At 57.8% G+C, this 16710-nt stretch carries 11 protein-coding genes; 10 read left to right on the forward strand and 1 reads right to left on the reverse strand.

Annotated elements, in window-relative coordinates; translation table 11 throughout:
- Positions 1-53: 53 nt before the first annotated feature.
- The 5 genes from E0473_RS12860 to E0473_RS12880 all read left to right on the forward strand — a co-directional run bounded on the left by E0473_RS12860 (position 54) and on the right by E0473_RS12880 (position 7129).
- A complete protein-coding gene (locus E0473_RS12860; RefSeq protein ID WP_161981602.1) occupies positions 54-2423 on the forward strand; it encodes a TonB-dependent receptor in 2370 nt (789 codons plus the stop codon).
- Positions 2393-3601 carry a serine hydrolase domain-containing protein gene (locus E0473_RS12865; protein WP_137681282.1) on the forward strand — a complete coding sequence of 403 codons (1209 nt, stop codon included), beginning with the start codon at positions 2393-2395 and terminating at the stop codon, positions 3599-3601. The genes E0473_RS12860 and E0473_RS12865 overlap by 31 nt, the downstream gene beginning before the upstream one ends.
- Before the next feature lie 17 nt (positions 3602-3618).
- Positions 3619-4794 (forward strand): serine hydrolase domain-containing protein, encoded by a 1176-nt coding sequence (locus E0473_RS12870; protein WP_137681283.1) that lies wholly within the window; start codon positions 3619-3621, stop codon positions 4792-4794.
- Complete coding sequence (locus E0473_RS12875) at positions 4779-6071, forward strand: MFS transporter (RefSeq protein WP_137681284.1); 1293 nt, start codon at positions 4779-4781, stop codon at positions 6069-6071. The genes E0473_RS12870 and E0473_RS12875 overlap by 16 nt, the downstream gene beginning before the upstream one ends.
- A 110-nt stretch (positions 6072-6181) precedes the next feature.
- Positions 6182-7129 carry a helix-turn-helix domain-containing protein gene (locus E0473_RS12880; protein ID WP_137681285.1) on the forward strand — a complete coding sequence of 316 codons (948 nt, stop codon included), beginning with the start codon at positions 6182-6184 and terminating at the stop codon, positions 7127-7129.
- On the opposite strand, the gene E0473_RS15545 is transcribed toward E0473_RS12880, so the two are convergent.
- Positions 7117-7350: a hypothetical protein gene (locus E0473_RS15545; RefSeq protein ID WP_206663445.1), complete on the reverse strand. Its 234-nt coding sequence runs from the start codon at positions 7348-7350 to the stop codon at positions 7117-7119. The two genes, E0473_RS12880 and E0473_RS15545, sit on opposite strands and share 13 nt — an antisense overlap.
- A gap of 33 nt (positions 7351-7383) precedes the next feature.
- Between E0473_RS15545 and E0473_RS12885 the strand changes: the two genes are divergently transcribed.
- The 5 genes from E0473_RS12885 to E0473_RS12905 all read left to right on the forward strand — a co-directional run bounded on the left by E0473_RS12885 (position 7384) and on the right by E0473_RS12905 (position 16646).
- Entirely contained in the window at positions 7384-9735 is a 2352-nt protein-coding gene (locus tag E0473_RS12885) for a TonB-dependent receptor (protein WP_161981603.1), read from the forward strand.
- 64 nt (positions 9736-9799) lie between these two features.
- Positions 9800-11344, forward strand: coding sequence for an alpha/beta hydrolase domain-containing protein (locus tag E0473_RS12890; RefSeq protein WP_137681287.1), 1545 nt, complete (start codon positions 9800-9802; stop codon positions 11342-11344).
- 38 nt (positions 11345-11382) lie between these two features.
- A complete protein-coding gene (locus E0473_RS12895; RefSeq protein ID WP_137681288.1) occupies positions 11383-11856 on the forward strand; it encodes a hypothetical protein in 474 nt (157 codons plus the stop codon).
- Between the two features lie 685 nt (positions 11857-12541).
- The gene (locus tag E0473_RS12900; protein ID WP_241657529.1) at positions 12542-14095 is read left to right on the forward strand and encodes a carboxylesterase/lipase family protein; all 1554 of its coding nucleotides are present in this window, start codon (positions 12542-12544) and stop codon (positions 14093-14095) included.
- A gap of 295 nt (positions 14096-14390) precedes the next feature.
- Complete coding sequence (locus E0473_RS12905; RefSeq protein ID WP_137681290.1) at positions 14391-16646, forward strand: TonB-dependent receptor; 2256 nt, start codon at positions 14391-14393, stop codon at positions 16644-16646.
- Positions 16647-16710: the final 64 nt, after the last annotated feature.

Consider the following 16710-nt stretch of genomic DNA (forward strand, 5'->3'; position numbering starts at 1 on the left):
TTGTCTCATAATACATATCAAGTGATATATAAAAGATCGCTTGGGAGATGATGATGAACAGACCGATCCGGAAAGCCGTTACAGTGCTCCTGGCGACCACGTCAGTGCTCGCAGCGGGTGAGGTTTTAGCACAGACATCCGACAGCTCGGTCGGGCGGGTTGAAAACGAAGACCAAATCGTCGTCACCGCGCAGTTCCGTGAGCAGGCCTTGCAGGATACCCCAATTGCAATCACGGCGATGAGCGCTGACTTGCTTGAATCCCGAGGTCAGGAAACGGTCGCGGATATTGGAAACTTCACTCCCAATGTGAAACTGTCCCAGTCGTCTTCGCTGGTCGGAAATTCGCTGATCGCCTTCATCCGCGGTGTGGGCCAGTTTGACTCGAATTTCGCGCTTGAGCCGGGGGTCGGAGTCTACGTCGACGATGTCTATTACGGTACAACCTTCGGCGCCGTTTTCGATCTCAGCGATCTTGAGCGGGTCGAGGTATTGCGCGGCCCGCAGGGCACTCTTACCGGCAAGAACTCGCTGGGCGGGGCGGTTCGCTTGATCACGCAAAAGCCTGATGGCAATGATACTGGCTACGTCGAAGCTGCATATGGCGCTTATGACCGGATGGAGCTGCGCGCTGCTGGCTCGATAACGCTGGCCGAAGGGCTCTATGCCCGGGTTTCAGGCCTAATGAAGCGCGCCGACGGCTACATGACCTTGCTTGATTACGGATGTGCCAACCCTGGCTCTGGTATCGCGCCGAGCCCTGCAGCGGGCAATGGCTGTGAAATCGGCACCGAAGGCGGCCAGGATGTAAAAGCGCTGCGTTTAAACGTCCGCTATGCACCTGCTGGCTCACCAATCGAGGTCAACCTGTCGGCTGACATTGCCAGCGATACTTCCGAATCCGTAGCCACCAAGCTGCTGTTTGCAAGCAATCCCGGCGTGCGTTCTTATGATGCCGATAATCCGGCCGGTGGTGTCCCGTTCGACGATCGCTTCATTACTGGTCCGGAAAGCTACATTTCCTATGCCGATTATTCGAGCGGCGGCAACTACACGACCAATTTCGGCACTCCCCTTCAGGTCCTGCCGGGAACTTTCGATGCAGAGCCGCGCAGTGAAGCCAACAGCTTCGGCGTTTCGGCCAATATCGTTTATGAGATGTCAGAAAATATCAGTCTGACGTCAATCACCGCCTATCGCGAAGCCGAAGGCTATGCCGGTATCGATATTGATGGCTCTCCGCTTGCTGTCCTGACGCAGGCCTACGATCTTTCGCACAAGCAATTCACGCAGGAATTGCGTATTTCGGCCGCAATCGGGGATATGGCCGATTTGACGGTGGGCGGCTTCTACTACGAAGCGGACGACCTCCTGGCGAACCGGACCAAGATTCCCACGGTGCTGTTCGACTTCCTCAGCAACGATCCCGTCGAGACGACAAGCAAGTCTCTTTTCGCGCACGTCGAAGTTCGCCCGGTTCCCGATCTCACTTTGATCGGCGGGCTTCGCTATACCGATGATCGCAAGACGTACGAATTCAGCAGGCGCAATCCGGACGGTTCGCTTCCTTCCGGAATTCCGCTGACCACCAATTTCCTTGTGGCGGGGCTGGACGGCGAGGTGGGTGTATTTGACGATGATCGGCTCGATTATCGCATTGGCGTGAACTATCGTTGGAGCGACGCGTTGATGACCTATGCGCAGGTCGCCACAGGCTTCAAGGGCGGCGGGGTCAATCCGCGTCCCTATGTGGCGGATCAGGTTGTGCCGTTCGGTCCTGAAACGCTGACCAGCTACGAAATTGGCTTCAAGAGCGATATTGCCGGACGTGTGCTCCGTTTGAATGGAGCCGCTTTCCTGAACAAGTTCCAGGATATTCAGATCGCGCTGCTGCAATGTCCGTTCAGCGCGAGCGTGATTTGCGGTCTGCCGGCAAATGCCGGCGATGCGGATGTCAAAGGCCTTGAGCTGGAAGCTGTCCTGCAGCCCGTTGCCGGGCTCCGCTTCAATGGCGCGCTTGGTTATCTGGATTTCGAATATACCGATGTCGATCCGCTGACCGGCGTGACCGAAGATATGGTCGCCCCGTTCGTAAACGAATGGCAGGTATCTGCCGGTGTGGAATACGAGGCCGCTCTGGGCAGCGGATATCTCACGCCGCGGCTTGATTGGACCTATCAGTCGAGCTTCTATTTCAATGCGGTTAATAGCGCGGACAATCTGGTGGACGGCTACAGTCTGTTCAACGCCCGTCTTTCTTATGAAAGCGGGAACGGCAACTGGACCGTGTCTGCGGCGGTGACCAACCTGTTCGATAAGTTCTACTATATCGGTCTCAACGAGAACATTGCCGCCTACGGCGTGTCTACCGGGATTGTGGGACGTCCGCGCGAGTGGTCGATATCGCTGCGGCGCAACTTCTGAGGCCGGTGAACATGCAACTTTCCAACGCTCCCACCGCTTCAGCCCCCGCATCCGAGGAGATACAACGGCTGCGTCGGGCGGTTTTCGAGGGTGAAGACAACCTCTTGCTCAACCGCTCGATCGAGCACCTCTTCAACGTCTCGCCAGTAGCTGCCGGTGATGATGTCTGGACGTTGCCGCGATACGACGGGCCCGCCGATTTTACCTATGAATACGATGGGGAACTGCACCCGGCGCATGATGTGATCGAGAACACCTTTACCGACGCGCTCATCGTTATCCGGAACGGTCGCGTGGCAATGGAGGAGTATGCCAACTTCGCGCGGGAAGACACCCGGCTGCTGTCTTTCTCGATGGGCAAGATCCTCAACGCTGTGCTTGTCGGGCTGGCCATTGCCGATGGCGCCATCCAATCGGTTGACGACGAGATGACCACGTATCTGCCGGAATTTCGTGGCACAGACTGGGAGGGAACCACGCTTCGGCATATGCTGCTGTTCCGCACCGGGATGGAATGGGACGATTACCCATACAAGCCTGGCGAAGCGCGGGATTCGCACGAGAACTCCTTCATTCGAACCGTCGCGCATTATCACGCGCCAGCCCGCAACCTGGGCCGAGCGCATCCGCCGGGCAAAGTCTTCAATTACAGCAGCCTTGAGACTTCGCTGATGGGTGCATTGCTGGAAAATGCCTTGGGCGAGCGGTTGAACGGATACTTCTCACGAAGACTCTGGCAGCCTGCGGGAATGGAGGCTGAGGCGTTCTGGGTGCTTGATGGCGACCCTGAAATGGGCGGGCGCGAAATCACCGGTGGAACCTTCAACGCTGTTCTGCGCGACTACGGACGCGTGGCGCTGATGCTTGCCCAAGGCGGAAAAGCGAACGGCAAACAGATCCTGCCGCAGGCGTGGGTAGAAGAGATGATGAGGCCAGGCGGGACGGAAACGTTCGAGATGAACCCGGGCCACAATTACGGTTATCAGACCTGGACGATCGACGGGACCGAGGCGATTGCCAGCATCGGTTCGGGCGGTCAGTTCCTCTATGCCGATCCCGCAAGCGATACAGCGATCGTGAAGATGAGCCACGCGCCCCAGGCCTATCCCGATTTCAAGCCATCCGCAGAGGAGACGCAGGCATTTCTGCTCGCAGCCTCCGCCTGGCAACCCCGATAGACACGCAAGGTTTCCCAATGCCCAATCTCTCAAAAGTCGAAATTAGCGAACAGAAGAACCAGCCTGCTCCACCTGCATTGCAGGAATTGCGACGCCGGATGTTCGATCCGGACATTGCCACTCTCACAAACCGCACGGTGGAACTGGTTTTCGAAACGCGTCGCGTGGAAAACGGGCAGGACGTCTGGGAGCTCCCCTATGCGTTGACCGAGCCGGACTTCACTTACGACTATGCAGGCAAGACCTGGAATGCCGCAGATTTCTACGAGAACACGGCCACAGACGCGCTGATCATCCTGAAGGACGGCGCAATCGTTTGCGAAAAATATTTCAACATGGTCCAGCCCCACACGCACTGGATTTCCTATTCGATGGGTAAGTCGTTCAGCGCCATGATGCTCGGGGCGGCCTTGAAGGGAGGCTTGGTAAAATCGATCGAGGAACCGATCGATCGATATATTCCCGAGCTTAAGGGCAGTGCATACGAGGGTATGGCGATCCGCCATGTGCTCCAGATGCGTTCCGGGACAGACTGGGTCGATTACCCTTACGATCCTGGCCCGGCACGCGACATTCAGGATGCCGCGTTCATGCAGAATGTCGAGCGCTTCTATACACCGACGTTTACCGCCACGAAGAAGCATGAGCCGGGCGAAGTGTTCAATTACAACACGCTGGAATCGTCTCTGATAAGCCTCCTGTGTGCTCGCGTTTCGGGCAAGACCTTCAGCGAGTTCATGAGCGAGAAACTCTGGAAGCCTGCCGGCATGGAGAGCTATGGCTTTTTCGTGCTCGACGGGCCACCGGACGTCGGGTTCGAATTCACAGGTGGTGGCTTCAATGCGGTGCCGCGCGATTATGCCCGGGCCGGGCAGATGATGCTGAACGGCGGCGTTGCCAATGGTCATCGCATTATGGACGAGGACTATGCGCGGGCTTGCGGCGTACCCGGCTCTTCCGACACCTGTGAATGGAATCCGGGCTACAACTATGGCTATCAGTTCTGGACTCTTGACGGCACAAACGCGTTCACGGCCATCGGCGGTGGTGGCCAGTGGATATTTATCGATCCCGACACCCAAACCGTCCTCGTCAAACTAAGCCACACGCCGGGGACCATGCCCGAACATCAGGAGACGGCGGACGAGACCCATGCGTTCTTGCTGGCGGCATCGGCATGGTCGCCGGCCTGACTTCGGAGCGCGTAAGGCCTTTTTCGGGCTGGAGAGTGTTGGCAGCGCTTTGGCTGCTGATGATCCTCAACGAGGCGTTGCCGCTCATCACGCTGACGAACCTTGCGCCTTATATTACCGAAGAATTCGCGTTGCCGCGCAGTCAGGTGGGGCTGATATTTGCCTTTTACAGCCTGGCTCTGGGCCTTTCGGGGCCTTTCTGCGCCTATTTCATCGCGCGGATAGGTGTCCGCTGGACACTCGTGATCGGCAATATTGTTCTGCTCTGCGCCGCCTTGGCGATCACGACCCTTCAGACAGGGTCGGCATTGCTGCTTCCGATATTGGTTCTGCTGATCGGTATCTCCGCCGCATTCGGCAGCGCCATTCCGGGGCAGACGGCGGTGACGCGCTGGTTCGTTCGCCACCGAAGCTGGGCTATCGCGATCTTTCTGGCAGGCGGGACAGTCGGCGGGCTCATTTCGCCGCACATAATCCGCTTGGTGGTGGAGGCCGAAGGTGCCGGCTGGCGGGCCGGGTGGATGGTGGTGGCCGCAGCAGCGGCTGTGGCGATTTTCGTGGCGATTTTCCTGGTCATCGACGATCCGGAAAAGGTCGGTCAAACTCCCGATGGAGGCCGGGAGGCCGACGCCTCCCCCGACATCGCCGCGGCCCCTTGGGAGAGCGAATGGACTCTTCGCACCGCCTTTTGCAATCCAGCCATGTGGGCGGTGTTGATAGCAGGCTTCGGCTTCATCGTGATCTATCACACTTTCAACAGCCACGGGGCGCTGCACATCCGTGATCTCGGGTTTTCACAATCCATGGTTGCAACGTGCTTTTCCGTCGCGATCGCAGCCGGTTTCAGCGGGCAGATGCTGGCCGGTTGGGTTGGCCAGAAGATCAGTCCTCGCTTGATTTGGGCGATAGCCTTGATTGCCGAGGCTGCCGGCATCGTTCTGTTTTCATGGGCCACAAGCGCTGCGACCTTGCTTCTGGCCGTTGCGTTGATCGGCGGCGGGGGCGCAACCTCGATGGTGTCGATGATTACGACGATTGGGAACTGGTTCGGCCGGATCATCTACCCGGCGATCTATGGAACGGTGAATGCCATTCTTTCGATAGCGGGTGCGCTCGCTCCCATCCTTGCCGGCACCTGGTTCGATGTAGCGGGAAGCTACCGGATGGTCTTCTATGCTTTTGCAATCATATGCTTAATCGGCGCTCTGGTCATCTTCAGGGTGTCGAGGCCCGAGCCCCCATCAAAACGGAAAACAATCGGGGAGGGGCAGGAATAGCCACCGCACGTAGCCGCAGGAGCACATGGCAAAGCAATTGACCAGTATTGCCAAGTGCTCCGCGTCCTCGCCCTCAAGGTAATCTCCCGCCATGGTAATGGAGTCTCTCGATGCCGTTTCCGAAGCCGGGTCTGTGCGACGGATCAAGCGTTCTGGACCTGAGCGATTTCGCTCCACACAGCCGCACGCTCGCATGGAAGGGGCGGGTTGAGACAATCTTTCCCGGGCTATCGGTCGAATCAATCTCGAACGCCAGTCACGGAGAGGTCCGACTGACGCAGACCGCCTGCGGCTCTGTGTGCTCGATCAAATCGTCCCCCGCATTTGTCCGATATTGCCCGAAGCCTCATGCGCAGGTGGAACAGATCAGTGTGATGCTACAGGTTCTTGGAACAACAAAACTGATACAAAAAGGGCGTAATTGCGAAGTTCCAAGCGGCTGCATCAGCATGCTGGATGAAACCGAACCCTTCGCCATCGACGGACCGGGCGACAGCGAGATCGTTTTCTTACGCCTTCCGCGCAGCGCCGTGGCGAGCCGTTATCCCAGACTTTTGCCCAAAACGGCGATGACCTGGGACCCGGCGCACCCCGGTGCGAGCCTCGTGCGTTCCAGTTTATCGGAGATATTGGCTGTTATGCCAAAGCTTGCAGAACATGAACGCGGTGTGGTCCTTTCCAGCTTCGCCCAATTGCTAGGCGTTCTGGAGCCGGAAGCGGAATGTTCGAACGATTGGCGGGTTACGGCGGCATTGCAGTATATCGAAGCACATTTCTACGATCCCGAACTGCGAGCGGTACAGGTGGCTTCCGCCCAGCGCATCAGCCGCAGGCGCCTTGATTCACTCATGGTGGATGCCACTGGAATGGCGGTTGCGGCGCAGATTTGGCAACGTCGCCTGAAGCAGGCGGCCCAAGATCTAAGAGATATGCGATATCGCGATCGCTCTATTGCACATATTGGCCATGCCAACGGCTTTAGCCAGCCTGCTCATTTCACTCGTGCTTTCAAAGCTCGCTATGTGGTCACGCCGCTGCAGTATCGTCAGGCAAACTGAAGTTCGTCCACCTCAATCAAGCCAATAGTCCGGCAGGAATAAAGCATCGCCACTCTTTGGGATGTACTGAAAGCATTCAGCTTCCAGACGAGCTCAGCTCCAATATGACGGGCAAGTCGGTAGCCAGTTTCGGCCCTTGCCAAGGGCAAAATAGAAAATGGGGCAGGAGACGCGAGATTTCGACTTGCCGCCATGCGCGGCGATTCCGAGGCGATATCCAATTCCTGTTTCCGCGAAAAAAGGAGAGGCACGGCATGAGGAACTCAGGTTTCGGGAACGCCAGCTACATTCTGCTATGCGGCGCCGTCTTGCTTCCGGGCCAGGCATTAGCGCAGACAGAGCAGGGTGGTGGTACGCGGCAAACGGCAAGTGCCAGCGCCCCTGATGAAATCGTTGTTACTGCGACGCGGCAGGTCAGTTCGATCAACAGAGTGCCGATCAGCATTTCTGCATTCAATATGGAATCGCTTGATAAGCAGAATGTTCGGCAAGTGGATGATCTTGCCAGGATATCTCCCGGTGTGACCTTCAACAGATCTTCGGGCGGCAACGGAAACCAGACGAACATCGCCATCAGAGGCATCAGCTCGACCATTGGAGCGTCGACTACCGGCATCTATATCAACGACACGCCTATTCAGGTCCGAACTATCGGGGTCACGGCTGCGACCGCTTATCCCAGAATCTTCGATCTTGAGCGCATAGAAGTTCTCCGCGGCCCGCAAGGCACGCTCTTTGGTGCCAGTTCGCAGGGCGGCGCGATCCGCTTCATCACTCCGCGCCCGGATATGCATGATGTCTCGGTCTATGGAAGGTCGGAGATTTCGGCAATCCAGAGTGGAGGGGGGAACTACGAGCTTGGTCTGGCAGGTGGGGCACCTATCGTTGAGGGCGCGCTCGCCTTCCGCGCCAGCGGCTGGTTCAGGCATGATGGCGGTTGGGTGGACCGGGTCGGCCCTTTGACCGAAAGCGGGTTTGACCCCGGCAAGATAGACACGAATATCAATAGTCAGGATTCGTACGCCTTGAAGGCAGACCTGTTGTGGGAACCTGGGCCCGGTATCAGCTTCCTTCCTTCGGTCTACTACCAGGAGGTCAAGAGCGACGACATTACCCAGTTCTTTCGCCGCACTTCAGACCCTGATCAACTTGAATACAACACGCCTAACCAGCTCGAGCTGCCGTCCGATCAAACCTTCCTTCTCGCCAGCCTGACCAGTGAAGTCGAACTTGGGAGCGTCGAGCTCATATCGAACACGGCTTACTTTACGAGCGAGCTCAATCAGCTGTTTGATTACACCTATCAGTCTGCCGAACAGAATAGCACTCTAGTTCCCTACATAACTATTCCGGGTCAGAACGAATATGCTGTTCATTTCGATAAACAGAAGTCGTTCACTCAAGAGGTGCGGCTCCAATCTCGCCGAAACGAAACATTCAACTGGGTTCTGGGTGCATTCTACATGCATTCGCGGCAGACATCGGCTCAGGACATTGTCTCCCCGTTTGTCGAGCGACTTATTCAGCAGGTCACTGGCAATCCCAATATAACCATAGCCCAGATTTTCGGTGGTCCGCTGCTCCCGGGAGACAGATTTCTTACGGCTACGACAGAGGCTGTCGATGAGCAGATCGCAGCGTTTGCCCAAGTGGATTACAATATCACCGACAAGCTCACACTCACAGCTGGGCTGCGGGTGTCGAATACAAGCTACGATGCAGAAATTGTCGCGGACGGTCCTCTCAACGGGGGGCCGACCCGGCGCGAGGTGGATCAGCAGGAAACCCCCCTGACGCCCAAGTTCGGCCTATCCTATCAGGCAGATCCAACTCTCTTGCTCTACGCCTCAGCGTCAAAGGGATTTCGGCCCGGCGCCTCTCAACCGGAGAACAATTCTCCACGCTGTGTGCCAGACCTCGATGCGCTGGGGTTGGAAAGGACGCCCACCAGCTATGGTTCCGACAGCCTGTGGTCTTACGAGATCGGTGCGAAAAAGCGGATCGGGGCCGTCAATATCCAGGCGAGCGGCTACTTGATCCACTGGGATGACATCCAGCAGCGCATTGTTCTCCCGACCTGTGGCCAAGCGTTCATCGTCAATCTCGGTTCCGTCACGTCGCGAGGTTCCGATCTGGCTGTTTCCGCGCAGGTCACGGATGGCCTCTCATTGAGCACCGCGCTCAGCTATACAAAGGCCGACTTCGACGAAACAGTTTACTCGGTGCCCCCTGTTGTCGTGCGCGCCGAGGGATCAGATTTGCCGATTATGCCATTTTCGGTGACAGCGTCGGCGCAGTACGACATTCCCCTATCGGCTCGATCGCATGCTTACATCAGAGGCGACCTGCAATATCTGGCTGAAAGCCCGCGAGGAAGTTCTCAGGATTTCGGCTACGACCCCTTGGTGGATCCCATCCCTGAATCGACCAACGTCGATCTGCGGCTGGGATGGCAGGATGGCAGTTTTGACGTCAGTCTTTTTGCGACCAACGTTTTCAATGAGAAGCCACTCCAGTATTTCAGAGTGGCTCGCAATTCCGAGCTGTTCCGGGCGCAGGCGCCCCGACCGAGGACGATCGGGCTCAACATGACCTTCAGGCGTTGAGGCTGCCATGGACAAGGATTCGCAGATGCGCCGAAAGATGCCGTGCCGACGAGGGAACGAGGATATGAAAGTGATCAGACACAACACCTTTTGGTCGCTCGCCGCAGTCGCACTTGCGGTGGCATCGCCTGCGCATGCGCAAGTAACCGATGTGCAAGGCCCGATCCCGTTCGGCGAAGACAACCCGATGTTCGGGCCAGCCGATGCGGCAGGCGCGAATGTCGGCGTCAACCTCAAGAGCTTCGGCTACATTGAGGAGGAGTATTTCGTTACTGGCAGGGCCGCGGCCTATGAACACTCCACAGAAGGTCCCCGGCAGCGCACCGATAAACTGCCTTATGTGACGCGGATTGTCATACGTCGACCAGCGGATCCTTCCGAGTTCAGCGGCGTGGTTCACTTCGAACCTGCGCATCCAACGCATGGGTGGAACGGGCATTGGCTGGTGCTTCGCAACTACGCGATGTCGCGGGGTGACATCTATGTCTTTGCCAATGTCGGCGACGCCAGCCAGGGCTGGTCCGGAAGCCCGCAATACGATCCTCCTGCGAGCCCGACCGGAGCGAACGTGATTTTGAAATGGTTCAATCCTGAGCGGTATGACCCGCTCGAGTGGCCGGACGAAGAAGGAATCCGCTATGAGATGATGGCCGATATCGCTCGAATGCTGCGCAGCGATGATGCGGAAAACCCGCTCAAGCAATTCGAAATAGAAGCGATGCTGGTGGGCGGATGGTCCTATACCGGCAGCATTCAGAGGACCTTCATCAACGAGGGCTTTCACGAACAGATGCGGTTGTCCGATGGCGGGCCGATTTTCGATGGCTATCTGATTGGGGTCTCGTCTGAACTGAATGAGCCCGGGTACTTGCCGCTGTATAACGACGAGCCTTTCGTGCCCATAGACAGCCCGCGCCGTCGCCCGCGTGAGACGGACGCCAAAATCATCGAGTTTCTGACCGAGAGCGAAGTCGAATTGGCTGACAACACCCTGCCTTATGCTCGTCCTGAGGTGGAGGGGCGGCGGGTGTATGAGCTCGCCGGGGTCGTGCACACCGACAACCTTTATGGCCCGACCTTGGCGCGCAAGCAGCCCCCGATCATGGCGCAGCTTGCCGCCCATGGATACCAATTCGCTACGGTGTCGACCGTTTCCGTCGACCAATGCGATTTGCCCGCGAGCGACATCCCGGAGGATGCCTTCGTCCGCGGCGCAGTGAACGCTCTCAGGCAATGGGTAGTCGACGGCACTTCACCGCCTGAAAGCGTTTTCCTCGAGCAGCAGGGCGGTGACCGTGTCCGCGACGATGTGGGAAATGCCAGAGGCGGCATACGCGCCGCCGAATTCGAGGCACCGCTGGCGCGTTATGGCCGCTATGATGGGACGCAATACCCGGGCTGCCGCGCCGACAATCTCTATCCGAGTGTCTTCATGGTTCGCGACGATCTGCCGGCCGAAGAACTCGCGCGGCTTTATCAGTCTCCACAGGATTATCTGCGGCAATATGACGGGCAGATCGACCAACTTGTCGGCGAGCGACGGTTGTTGGAAGAGGACGCGCTACGCCTGAAGGCGATAGCGCGTGAGAGGGTGGCAAACGGCTTCTGACCAACCAATGCGCGGCAGACCGTAGGGCAGGCATAGACATGCTTCGTGCCGAATGTCTGCGGAAGTGTATCGCCGGGAGCACACCGGAATGGTGCGCGAGCATATTCCAGGCGAAGGCCCCCCGGCTTTCGGCGATGGCCCCCCGAACGCTCGCCAACTTGTTACCTTCGGCTCGTACGAATTGGTCGGGCGCTTGGAGGATATCCGTCGGGCTGAGCCAGCCCCAACATGAGATCGAACGGGATCCGAGCCAGCTTTCTAGCTATGTCCCGCCCTTTAATGGGACGCCGGCGGGCAGCTTCTTCTCCGACCCCGTGCTGCACGGTGGGTTCGTGCGGCCTATTACTGAGGAGCAGCGTGAGGAATGGGGCACCGAAGGCGCCGAATACATCCGATCGCAGGTCGCTTCATTTGATGTGAAGGGGATGCTCGAAGAGCTGCGCAAACGCGACGAATATACCCGCGTACTCGAAGAACGTTACGGTGATCTCCTGCCTCGGTTTGACCGCTAGCTCCGCAGCTCGAAAACGCCCTGAGGGTTTTCTCCCAACCAATTGCTCGGGGCGTTTTTTCGCACGGAACACGGCAAGCTCTTCGGCAGGATGGGGGCGAGGGGTGAGGTGGTCGAAGACTGCGTCATCTCTCCCCTCTTTCATTGGATATGTCAGTCTCCGCTCCAGCCCTGGAAGGCACCGGTTTGCTGTGCTGCCCAGGATGTTCAACCCACTGAGCGCGTGGCAATTAGGCGTGACTTAGATTTCGATGATTAGCGCTCTGGTCTGCCCCCATCTCGATCTCCATCTCAACGGTCTTCATAATTGCAACGGCGTCGCTGCGGCGTTGTCGGGTGCCACCGGCGCGACGCCTGTCGTAAAACGCCCGGTTGATGACCGTGGCTACCTCATGCCCGCGGCAACCTAGCGGGTGCGTGTGCAGAAGGGACGTTCAATCCCGGCGTAACGCTGCAACGGCTCCGAAAGGGATGAACAGACCGGCAAGCGAGAACGCGCAGTACCGAGAAGCTCAAGCTAAATGCATCAATTTGATTGATGATGCGCGATCACTCGAACTCATTTCTCTTGCGAACCGAGGGCGTCTAAGATTGGTCTGTCCGATCTGGCGACCGACATAATACATAAACTTGGGAGAGTTAGAGTGAATAAGGCCTGCCGCATGGTCATTGCTGGAGCTCTGGCCATGGCATCTGCATCACCTGCGATTGCGCAAAGCCACTCGGCTGACAAAGTAGAGACCGTCAGTGGTCCGGTCGACGGCGTAGCCCTTGCGACTGGTGTTGATGCCTATCTAGGGATTCCCTACGCAGCTCCCCCGGTGCGCGAACTTCGATGGCGTCCTCCTGTTCTGCCAGAGAGCTGGTCCGAGGTCCGGCACGCGGATCGGTTCGGGCCGCAATGCATGCAGCCTTTACGCGGCCCCATGACAAATCAGTACTCGGGCGCCGAAGTCATGAGTGAGGATTGCCTCTATCTCAACGTCTGGACGAAACCCGATCTGAGCGATGCGCCGGTCATCGTCTATATTCACGGCGGAGCATTTTTCGTGGGTGCCGCGAGCATGCCTCTCTACAGCGGCGAACATCTGGCCGAGCGCGGCGTTGTCGCCGTCAACCTGAATTATCGGCTCGGCGCGCTGGGTTTCCTCGCACATCCCGAGCTTTCTGCGGAATCGGATCAGCGATCATCAGGCAATTACGGCCTTCTTGACCAGGTCGCTGCTCTGGAATGGGTGCGCGATAACATCGAGAACTTCGGAGGCGACCCGGATAACGTAACGATAGTCGGCCAGTCGGCGGGCTCGATGTCGGTGCTCGCACTGCAAGCTAGCCCATTGGCGAAGGGTCTGTTCGATCGCGCGGTGGGCATGAGCGGCGCGTTGATCGGTGATACCGGCCCGATGGCTATGTCCTCGCTGGCTGAGGCGGAGGCCGACGGTGTCCGTTTTCAGGAACTCTGGAATGCATCTTCAATAGACGAGATGCGCGGTCTGGCTGCCGATCGGATGCTCGATCTGCCCCGTTCACCCGGTTCGCCGCGGGTGGGGCTGATTCAGGACGGCTATTTCCTGCCAAAATCGATCGATAATGTGTTTGCGGATGGCGAGCAGGCCGATGTTCCGCTCATCGTCGGGTTCACGAAGGATGAGTCGTTCGGTGGACTTGGCCGCGTCACTGGTCTCGCGGACTACCGTGCGAAGGCGCAAGACAAATTCGGGGCAAGGGCGCAGGAATTTCTGTCGCTCTATCCGGCTTCCACTGACGCAGAAGCCGTCGCGCAAGCCAGACTGGCGGACCGCGACGGCACTATGGCGCTGGGAATGTACGAGTGGGCGAGGTCGCAGCAAGAAACCGGATCGGCCGCAGTATTCGGCTATGAGTTTGCCCAAGCTCATCGCTATCCCGAAGGCGTGCAGATCGCAGGCCATGATGTCCAGAACGCCGGTGCCTATCATACGTCCGAGGTTCCGTTCTGGCTCGGCACGTTAGAGGGCTTCAACAAGTTCAGGCCTACGCGTGCATGGCAGGATGAGGACAGAGCGCTTAGCCAGGCGATGCAAGCCGCGCTAATATCCTTTGCGACGACCGGTACGCCGGACATTACAGGATTGGACTGGCCAAGCTTCGACGAGAACGATCCGCTGCTGATCTCACTTGCATCCGGTGATGTGAGCATAACGTCGTGGCCTTCGCCCAAGCGGCTCGACTTCTTTCACGCTGTCGATTCAGGCCAGTGACACTCGTCAGCATCTCAAGCGAACGATCCACCGGGGTGTCGCAATGGGGCTTCGGGTGCGTCGCGCTCAGAATGGTATGACCATATCCGTGTCGAACCCAATAGAATGCAGGTGGATTTCAATTTCCGACAAACTCTGGGTCTGAGCTATTCAAAACAAAATATCTTTTAATCAATGTGATGGAAGAATCAGATTGACAAGTCCAATTCTATCTTGTGGTAAGACCAATCTTGTGGCAAGTTAAGCCAAAATCCGGGCATCCGAAGATGACGGATATCACCAAGGGAGAGATTTCATGATTCGTACGGTTCGCCCAAATTTGAAGAATGCTGGATCGGCAATTGCCACGGCTGGCGTTCTTGCTCTTGCTGCAATGGCGGCCCCGGCTCACGCGCAAGATCAGGCTGCGGAAGCGGATGATAGCGTCATCCTGGTCACGGCCCAGAAGCGCGAGCAGAACATTCTTGAGGTGCCGGTTGCGGTCAGCGCAATCGGTGAGGACGTCCTTGATGCGGCCCAAGTCAATGACTTCGAGGACCTGACTCTTGTCTCGCCGTCTCTCACCATCACCTCCGGCGGCAGCCAGGCTGGGCACTCGATCGCTCTTCGCGGTGTCGGTACCGTCAGCTTCTCGACCGCTGTGGAGTCTTCCGTTCTGGTGGTGGTCGACGATGTTGCCCTGCTTCAGGCCGGTCAGGCGTTTTCGAGCATCAGCGATCCTCAGCGCGTGGAAGTGTTGCGCGGCCCGCAGGGTACGCTGTTCGGGAAGAATGCATCTGCCGGTGTCGTCAACATCGTGACGCAAGACCCGACCGACTATTTTACCGGCTATGGCCAGTTTTCGCTCACCGATGATCAGCAGTACCGGGCTGAAGGCGCTATTTCCGGCCCGCTGAACGACAATGGCGGCTTCCGCGTCAGCGGCTATTTCTCCGACTATGATGGCTATATCGACAACCTCACCACGGGTTCCACGCTCGGTGGCGAGAACACCTGGGGGATGCGCGGCAAGGTCCGTCAGGAGCTTGGTGATGTGACCTTCACGCTGATTGCCGACTACGGAGAGGCAACCGACAGCATGTTGCCCGACACCTATCTGCGGGTCGACACGACCGATGCCGATGGCAACCCGTTGAACGAGGATTATGCCCTTGCCGGAATAACGCCGGGCTTCGGCAACAACGTTGTGCGCAACGATACCGATCGGTTCGGCGAGAGCAACCAGCTGGTTACCGCGCTAAAGGCAGATATCGACCTGGGTTTTGCAACCCTGTCGTCTATCACGAGCTTCCAGGACTGGACTTACAACTCGACCAACGATCAGGATGGCGAACCCGTACCCACGATCCGTCAAGACACCACTTACAACGCCAAGCAGTTCTCGCAGGAACTGCGCCTGACGTCGCCCACGGATGGTGTGTTCGACTATATTGTTGGCTTGTACTTCGCTGACGGTAGCACCGACCGTACCTTTGTCCGTACCACTACGATTCCTCCCATTCGGCAGAACTGGGATTCGACTGCGGATACAACCAGTTACGCCGCTTTTGCCCAGCTTGGCTACGACATCACGCCCGACACGCTCGTCACTCTGGGCGGTCGCGTGAATCATGAAAAGATTGGCGTCTATTTCGCGGACAATCGTGGAGCGACGCCTATCGAATACACCGGCGACGACTCCGAGACAGCTGTTACGGGCAAACTGGCTTTGCAGCATTTCTTCGGTGGCGGCCTCATGGCCTTTGCTTCCGTAGCCACCGGCTACAAGGGGCAGGCCTATGACATTTCGTCGGGCTTCGATCAGCGCCGCGCCGATAATCCGATCGCTTCCGAAAGCAGCATGAATTACGAAATCGGCCTCTCCGGTAGCGCCCTTGGCGGCGATGCGCAGTTCCAGCTGGTCGGCTTCTGGACAGACTACGACGATTTCCAGGCGCAGGGCGTGAACGCGCAGCTTCTTGTCCCGCAGTTCGAGCTCACCAATGTCGGCAGCCTTCGTACTCGGGGCGTCGAGTTCGAAGGGGCTTACAGCCCTTCGGACAACCTGACGCTCTTTGCATCGGCTGCTTATGTCGATGCGCGGATCAGGGAATTCCCCGATGCGCAGTGCTACTTCGGGCAGACGGAGGAGCAGGGCTGCGTCGTGGATCCGGAGACCAACCAGCCGGTGCAGGATATCGCGGGCGAGAAGCTCGGCAATTCGCCGGACTTCAAGTTCAACGTCGGGTTCAATTTTGATCAGCCGATCACGCCGAGCCTCGCACTGTTCTTGCAGGGTAACTATACCTGGCAGAGCGATGTGAATTTCTCGCTCTCGCAGAACCCGCGCACGGTGCAGGATTCCTATGGGATCGCCAATGCTGCGATCGGCATCCAGGATCCGGACGAGAACTGGCGCCTGTCGCTTTTCGTCAACAACCTGTTTGACAAGGCATATGCTTCGCGGATCATCGATGACACCAATCCGCGTAACGATCCCTTTGTCCTCACCCAGCAGTTGCCGCGAAATTACACGCGCTACATTGGCGTAAGGGCCCGCTTCGGCTTCTGATCTCTCCCTGGCGCTCTGCATCTGCTTGCATGATGCAGGGCGCCAAACATATGCGGGCCTGGTC

This window comes from Aurantiacibacter suaedae, assembly GCF_005434915.1.
In the GTDB taxonomy this organism is placed as follows: Bacteria; Pseudomonadota; Alphaproteobacteria; order Sphingomonadales; family Sphingomonadaceae; genus Alteraurantiacibacter; species Alteraurantiacibacter suaedae.

Bases quoted from the DNA above. Each gene is read 5' to 3' on its own strand.
- E0473_RS12860 (WP_161981602.1), top strand. From the start codon at position 54: ATGAACAGACCGATCCGGAAAGCCGTTACAGTGCTCCTGGCGACCACG.
- E0473_RS12870 (WP_137681283.1), top strand. From the start codon at position 3,619: ATGCCCAATCTCTCAAAAGTCGAAATTAGCGAACAGAAGAACCAGCCT.
- E0473_RS12875 (WP_137681284.1), top strand. From the start codon at position 4,779: ATGGTCGCCGGCCTGACTTCGGAGCGCGTAAGGCCTTTTTCGGGCTGG.
- E0473_RS12880 (WP_137681285.1), top strand. From the start codon at position 6,182: ATGCCGTTTCCGAAGCCGGGTCTGTGCGACGGATCAAGCGTTCTGGAC.
- E0473_RS12885 (WP_161981603.1), top strand. From the start codon at position 7,384: ATGAGGAACTCAGGTTTCGGGAACGCCAGCTACATTCTGCTATGCGGC.
- E0473_RS12890 (WP_137681287.1), top strand. From the start codon at position 9,800: ATGAAAGTGATCAGACACAACACCTTTTGGTCGCTCGCCGCAGTCGCA.
- E0473_RS12895 (WP_137681288.1), top strand. From the start codon at position 11,383: ATGCTTCGTGCCGAATGTCTGCGGAAGTGTATCGCCGGGAGCACACCG.
- E0473_RS12900 (WP_241657529.1), top strand. From the start codon at position 12,542: ATGGCATCTGCATCACCTGCGATTGCGCAAAGCCACTCGGCTGACAAA.
- E0473_RS12905 (WP_137681290.1), top strand. From the start codon at position 14,391: ATGATTCGTACGGTTCGCCCAAATTTGAAGAATGCTGGATCGGCAATT.